This is a genomic window from Streptomyces sp. NPDC093064, from assembly GCF_044754605.1.
In the GTDB taxonomy this organism is placed as follows: Bacteria; Actinomycetota; Actinomycetes; order Streptomycetales; family Streptomycetaceae; genus Streptomyces.
This window is the reverse complement of sequence record NZ_JBIVPK010000118.1, coordinates 1-5,760: the sequence shown is the minus strand read 5'-3', so window position 1 is coordinate 5,760 and position 5,760 is coordinate 1. Positions and strand designations below refer to the sequence as shown.

General features: G+C 68.5%; 6 protein-coding genes and 1 pseudogene. 6 read left to right on the top strand and 1 reads right to left on the bottom strand.

The window, feature by feature from the left end; translation table 11 throughout:
- The first annotated feature begins 739 nt into the window (after positions 1-739).
- Together ACIQFZ_RS43040 and ACIQFZ_RS43035 are read left to right on the top strand one after the other, a co-directional pair.
- Positions 740-1,021: a hypothetical protein gene (locus ACIQFZ_RS43040; RefSeq protein ID WP_402693957.1), complete on the top strand. Its 282-nt coding sequence runs from the start codon at positions 740-742 to the stop codon at positions 1,019-1,021.
- A 51-nt stretch (positions 1,022-1,072) separates the two neighbouring features.
- Entirely contained in the window at positions 1,073-1,438 is a 366-nt protein-coding gene (locus ACIQFZ_RS43035; protein ID WP_402693956.1) for an iron chaperone, read from the top strand.
- On the opposite strand, the pseudogene ACIQFZ_RS43030 reads toward ACIQFZ_RS43035, so the two are convergent.
- Positions 1,363-1,833 (bottom strand): annotated as a pseudogene (locus ACIQFZ_RS43030) (transposase); the annotation flags it as partial. The gene ACIQFZ_RS43035 and the pseudogene ACIQFZ_RS43030 sit on opposite strands and share 76 nt — an antisense overlap.
- 157 nt (positions 1,834-1,990) lie before the next feature.
- On the opposite strand from ACIQFZ_RS43030, the gene ACIQFZ_RS43025 reads away from it, so the two are divergent.
- The 4 genes from ACIQFZ_RS43025 (at position 1,991) to ACIQFZ_RS43010 (ending at position 5,551) form a co-directional block, all read left to right on the top strand.
- On the top strand, positions 1,991-2,662 hold the full coding sequence (locus ACIQFZ_RS43025; RefSeq protein ID WP_402693955.1) for a GNAT family N-acetyltransferase: 672 nt from the start codon (positions 1,991-1,993) through the stop codon (positions 2,660-2,662).
- 495 nt (positions 2,663-3,157) lie between these two features.
- A complete protein-coding gene (locus ACIQFZ_RS43020) occupies positions 3,158-3,925 on the top strand; it encodes an SDR family NAD(P)-dependent oxidoreductase (RefSeq protein ID WP_402693954.1) in 768 nt (255 codons plus the stop codon).
- A 228-nt stretch (positions 3,926-4,153) separates the two neighbouring features.
- Positions 4,154-4,573 (top strand): DUF6233 domain-containing protein, encoded by a 420-nt coding sequence (locus tag ACIQFZ_RS43015; protein ID WP_402693958.1) that lies wholly within the window; start codon positions 4,154-4,156, stop codon positions 4,571-4,573.
- Positions 4,574-4,792: 219 nt separating this feature from the next.
- A complete protein-coding gene (locus ACIQFZ_RS43010; protein WP_402693953.1) occupies positions 4,793-5,551 on the top strand; it encodes an SDR family NAD(P)-dependent oxidoreductase in 759 nt (252 codons plus the stop codon).
- Positions 5,552-5,760 lie beyond the last annotated feature (209 nt).

The window sequence follows — 5,760 nt, the reverse complement described above, 5'->3', positions numbered from 1 at the left end:
CCGAATGCCACACAGGGGTCCAAGCAGAGCCCTTGAATGGCCACTCAATACTGACCGCATCGCGCTGCTTGCTTTGCCCGGCGATGTCCACGAGAGCTCCATCTGCCGCGAGTCTGCGACGCGTTCCCCTTCTGTCACACCAACAGGACCGGTTTGCGGAGGAGTCGGAAGCCAGCCCGGCCAAACAACGGTTATGGCCGATGCCGTGCCGATGGACGCATGTATACCCGCTCGGCAGCCCGGACGCTCTCCTGCAGTGCTGCCACCAGGTCCAGCACCGGGGTAGGCTCCGCCGGCTCGACGAGCTCACCGCCGGTGATCTTGACGTTGCTCGCCTTGCTGTCCATGCAGGGACGGCGGCCCCTGCCCAGGGCGCTGCGTGCAGGGGCCGTCCATCACCCTGCGGTCCTGTCACAGCGCAAGGCACTACGACGCTAAGACCCCAGCACCCAACCCCGCTCGCTCGGCGCGTCGGCAGGGTGAATGAGTCCCCTCCCCTACGCCTCACGGCCATCTTCACCACCCGCGGCGGCACCCCGTGGTCCTGGAGGCCGGCGGCGGTCCGCAGCAAGATTTTTGTCGCGGCCCTCGCTCAGGGCGTCAGGCGGGTCGGATGCACGAAACGGGAGTGCCAGGGGCGCGGAAGGTCTTACCGGGGGCCGGCAAGGACAGCGGCCCTACCCGATCGGGCAGTGAGTCCGACGGTCGGCTCATCGGACCGCCCGCTTAGGATCCGCACGTGGTACACATCTTCGAAGAACTCGTGGAGATGCAGCGCGCAGCTGACGCAGCGCAGGCGCAGGTCGAGCAGCTACGCGACCAGTACGGGCCGCCCGCCCGCGAGCCGTGGATGGAGCAGCAGACCGCAACGTACGAGACCGCGTGGCGCGCCTGGCGCGACCTTGCCCGTGACGTCCAGGCCGCGGTTACCGAGTACGCGAAGGATGAAGGCCAGGCACGGAACGAGGTCGAGGCCAGCGTGAAGAAAGCCGCGCGGCACGCGACGGAGGAGGGCTCCTAGGCAGTGTTTGAAATGTTGATATGGGCCTTGCACCCGGCATAACCTCACGGAATGGTGCAGAGCGAGGCTAGCAACGTCGACGGCTACCTGACTGAGGTTCCTGAGGAACGCAGGGCCGTGCTGACCAAGGTGCGGCAGCTGTGCCGCGAGGAGCTGGTGGGCTTCGACGAGGTCATGGCGTACGGGATGCCCGCATATGAGCGGGACGGCGCCTGCGAGATCGCGTTTGCCAGCCAGAAGCAATACATCTCCTTCTATCTCATGCGCAGTGACGTCCGTGAGGCATTCGAGAAACGACTGGCCGGGCAGGACATGGGCAAGGGCTGTCTGCGGTTCCGCAGGCCGGAGAACATCGACTTCGGCTTGCTGCGGGATCTACTCAAGGCCGCTGCGACCCGGCCCGGCAAGATCTGCTGATGCCGCATCTTGACCATGCCGAGCCTCTGCGCGAGGCGCAGTGACTGGGTGAACAGACCGGCGAGCGCGTCCAGGTGGCGGCGGCGGAACCGGGCGATCGAGCGGTAGTCGGGGGCCTGGCCAGCGGCGAGGTATCGGAACGCGATGTCGGCCGCAGCATCAGCCGCGGTTCGTAGGGCGGGTAGCCGCGCTTGTCGGTGTAGTCCGCCAGGATCGGTCCCAGGTCCAGTACCTCGTCGACCAGCTCGGCAACGAACCGGGCCAGGTGGTCCCGGGGCATCCAGCGACGGGGGCAGCAGCAGGACCTGGTGCGGGTCGAACGCCCTGAACGTCTTGTCCACCGCCGCCCCACGGCCTTGCCGTTGCCTCTTCTCAACCGGCTCGATCTCGAACAGCCCATCCCCACCATGCATACCGGCATCATCGTGCATGAATGATCACGAAGCGCAGGCGGGTTACCGAGTACGGGATGAGCTCCCGCCGGACTCAGCCCCGCCTGTGGCCAGCGGAAAAGGCTGGCGATATGCCTGACGACCGGGTAGGAAGGGCGCCATGAGCACCTCCGTCCCCCAGAACCCCGCCGACCGGCGGACCTTCCTCCGGACCACGCTCGACCTGGGCGATGTGCTGCTGCACCCGTGGGGCCGGGAGACCACCGAGCCAGACACGCTGCTGGACGGCCTGATCGCCGCCGCGGCGGACCCGCTGATCGCCCTCTGGAACCCTCTCGCGACAGCCGACCGCAGCGACGCCCTGGCATGGCTGGAATCTCGCGACGGAGGCTGGGACCGCGGTGCCAGCGCCTCCTTCGCCGTGCTGACCGCTACTGACGGCGTCCTGCTGGGCAGCGTCACCGTGCGCTGGGTCGATCGCGCGGACGGCCTGGCGATGATCGGCTACTGGACGCTGCCGACCGCCCGCGGAGGAGGCGTGGCCACCCGGGCAACGAGGGCGGTCACCAGCTGGGCCTTCCGGACGGCCGATGCCCGCCGGATCGAGATCGCCCACGCAGTCGGCAACGACGCCTCCTGCCGGGTGGCCCACCGCTGCGGCTACCTCCCCGAAGGCACCCTGCGCGACTCACACCGCTTCGGCGATGGGGCATACCACGACGAGCACCTGCACGCCCGCCTGGCCACCGACCCGGAACCGACCGACTCCACGGAGTGGCCGATGACATACGACAACCCGACCATCGGACAGGCGAGCGACACGTCACGGTAGCTGGGCGAAGCCCTCGCCGCCGTACAACTGCCAGCCTGTTCGTTACTGACCCACGCTCCTTGCCGACCCGGTGCGCCAACCGGCCGCTGACGATCCCGGCAGGCCGACCCGGTACGTACGTGCCCGGAAGAGGTGGACGCCGACCAGCGGCCGGCGTCCGCACCGGGCCACCGCGCGCTCCCCTGTTGAGAGAGACGGGGATCCGACGCGCGGACCGCTCCCCGATCTGCGCCCGATGGCGGCTCCCGTCCGAACCCGCGGTTCACCTCACGCCCATGTGACCGCCTGCGGGTCGCCCGTCCCGGTCGCCGCCCGTGAACCATACGGGCCAACACGTACTGCCGTCCGAGGGATGCGGCGGTTGAATCCGGCGCGGCCGGGACACCTTCCTTGCCGGAGCACACGGGATACGCCCTGCCCGAGGAGAACCGGTGCCTGCGGGCTCCGCGCCGCATGCCCATCGCTCACCCGTGTGATTGCAGGAAGGACCTTGACGTGTCTGACCCCGTCGTCCTCATCACGGGCGCGCTCACCGGTATCGGCCGCGCCACCGCCCTCGCCTACGCCCGCCAGGGCGCGAACCTCGTGGTCTGCGGCCGTCACCAGGACGCGGGTGAACAGCTTGCCGGGGAGTTGGCCGGCCTCGGCGCCCAGGCCGAGTTCGTGCGGGCCGACGTGCGCTTCGACGCCGAGGTGAGGGACCTCGTCGACCGCGCGATCGCGCGGTTCGGGCGGATCGACGTCGCCTTCAACAACGCCGGCACCGAGGGAACACCCGGCCCTGTCACCGAGGTGACCGACGACGCCTACCAGGCCACCTTCGACACCAACGTCAAAGGAACCCTGCTGTGCCTGAAGCACGAGTTCCGGGCCATGCGGGCACAGGGCGGCGGCAGCATCGTCAACGTCAGCTCCACCTTCGGCCTGATGGGTTATCCCGGGGCGGCCTTGTACGTCGGCAGCAAGCACGCCGTCGTCGGCATCACCAAGGCCGCCGCCCTCGAAGGCGCCGCCCACGGTATCCGGGTCAACGCGGTCGCGCCCGGCTACACCCGCACCGCTATGTACGAGCGGTTCACCGGCGACGACACAGCACGTGACGCGGTCGACTCGGTGCTGCCCATGCACCGGGCCGGCACCCCGGAGGAGATCGCCGCAGCCGTCCAGTTCCTGGGCTCGGACAAGGCGAGCTACGTCACCGGGCACATCCTCCTGGCCGACGGCGGCCTCATGGCAGGCGGGCCCCTGTTCCCGAGTTCGTGAACCACGGAGCCGGCACCGGCTGTGGCGGCCCCGCAGGAACGCGCTGCAAGCACGAGTCCGATCCGGCGTCCCGATCGCATCGTCCTGACACCGCCGAGGGCCAGGCACGGCGGCCCGTGTCGTACGTCGACGATCAGGCCTCGTCCGGCCACGTCGTCACCGTCTGGCCCTGCCCCTCATCGATGAGGGTGATGCGAACGCCGGACATAGTGCCGTACTCCCCCACCCATAACGAGAACTTGCGGCGAGCGGTCGCCTCGCTCCCCCACCAGCCCTGCATCACCAGACGACCGCCGCCGTCACGGTCAGACAGAAACGCTGAGAGTCATCCACGGCAGCCGCCCTCGTCGTCGATCACAACGGTCGGCCACACCCGATTGGATCCTCGAAGGCGGCCTGAACCGCGACTCACCGCCTGCCGCCGTTCACGTCGGCGGCTGCCATATGGCAGGCAAACGCTGGAAAGGCGTACCCCGGGACGTCGCCCTGCGGGCACTGAGCGAAGGCATCGAGGCCTGCGAGCACTGCTGGCCGCCGGCCTGCTACTGCTCGGCCTCCTCGACGTGCCCTACGCCGGGCTGCTCATCTTTCCCTTCGGAGCCGGTGTGGCATTCGCTGCTGCCACGCTCGCCGCGATGCAAGATGTGAACGAAGACCAGAGGGGCCTTGCGGGCGGGCTGCTGAACACCGCCATGGAAATCGGCCCTCGTCTCGGTCTCGCGGTGCTGGTCTCTCTTGCCACTACCCACTCACACACCCGTCGAGCGGCTGTGCCTTCGCTCTACGCATCGCCGCAGTCGCCCTGTTCATCACCGCCCTGTTCTCGGCGTCTCCGCGCCGCACCAAGAAAGTAAAGGAGAATACGGAATGACCACACGTTTCACTGGCAAGGTGGCCCTCATCACCGGCGGAGGTTCTGGCATCGGCCGGGCCACCGCGCTTGCCTTCGCCCGGGAAGGCGCGACCGTGGTGGTCGCCGGGCGCAGCATCAGCCCGCTCGAGCAGACCGTGAAGCTGATCAAGGATGAAGGTGGCCAGGCCGGCGCCGTGACCGCTGACGTCTCTTCCTCCCAGGACATCGCCCGGCTGGTCGCGACCACCGTGGAGCGTCACGGCGGCCTGCACATCGCGTTCAACAACGCAGGAATTCTCGAGGCCGGACCGCTTGCGGACATGGACGAGGCGAACTGGGACCGCCAGTTGGCCGTGAACCTGACCGGCGTCTTCCTCAGCATGAAACACGAAATCGCCCACATGCGCGTCCACGGCGGCGGCGTGATCGTCAACGCCGCCTCCAACCTGGGTGCGCACATGCGGCTGCCGTTCCTCGGCGCGTACGCGGCCTCCAAGGCGGCGGTGAGCGCGCTGAGCCGGGCGGCTGCAAAGGAGTACATCCAGAAGGGCATTCGAATCAACGCGTTCAGCCCGGGCCCTATCGACACACCCATGTCTCTACGGCCAGGCGAGACCGAGGACGACCGCACCGCACGGATGAAGGACGCACTGCCGATCGGCCGGGTCGGAACACTCGACGAAGCGGCCTCCGCCGTGCTCTGGCTCGCATCACCCGAGGCGGGCTTCGCCGTCGGCCACGACCTGGTCCTCGACGGGGGTGCCACCGCTTGACCTGAAGGTGGAAATGACCAAGCGGCCGCCCACCCCGTGACCCGGTTCCGGGTGGGCGGCAAACGAATGAGTGACTGACGTGAAGCACCGTCAGAACTCGCTTCCGTGACCCTACGCGACCGCTCCGCTGAGTAGGCCCGGAGCGCGGTGCCGGGATTGCTCCCGGTCCGTTTCTCCGGACCTCTCGCCGAACCCGCCGTGCGCCTCTC